Below are 558 nucleotides of genomic sequence, written 5' to 3'. Positions count from 1 at the left end.
TCCTGCCCAATCACCATTTTTTACAAAATGCGTATATAATAATGGGAATGCTGTTTCACTGCCAACAATTCCGAATGGTGCTTTTTCCATTGGTTGTGCTTTTTCATCACGTGCATGTGGTGCATGGTCTGTTGCGATACAGTCAATTGTACCGTCTAGTAACCCTTCTAACAAAGCCTCTCTATCTTCAGTACTTCTCAATGGTGGATTCATTTTATAAATGGCATTATTACCAGGAATATCATCTTCTGTTAACAATAAATGGTGTGGTGTAACTTCAGCTGTAACATGAATGCCTGCGCGTTTAGCATCACGAATGACTCTAACACTTTCTTTAGTAGAAACATGACATACATGATAATGACAACCTGCTGCTTCAGCTAATAGTACATCTCTTGCGATTTGTACAGATTCACAAATGTTTGGAACACCTGGTATACCTAACTCTTTACTGCGTTTCCCTTCATGCATTGCACCACCATAGATTAATGAATTATCTTCACAGTGTGCTACGATGGCTTTGTTTACTTTTGCAGCTTCAATCATGCCTTCATACAT

General features: G+C 38.7%; 1 protein-coding gene. It reads right to left on the bottom strand.

The window, feature by feature from the left end; translation table 11 throughout:
- A partial coding sequence (locus A7976_RS14705; protein WP_305791274.1) for an amidohydrolase family protein occupies nt 1–546 on the bottom strand: 546 nt, incomplete at its 3' end.
- Between the last annotated feature and the right edge of the window lie 12 nt (nt 547–558).

Source organism: Methylobacillus sp. MM3, from assembly GCF_001645185.1.
Lineage (GTDB): Bacteria > Pseudomonadota > Gammaproteobacteria > Burkholderiales > Methylophilaceae > MM2.
This window is presented reverse-complemented; position numbering and strand designations above follow the sequence as displayed.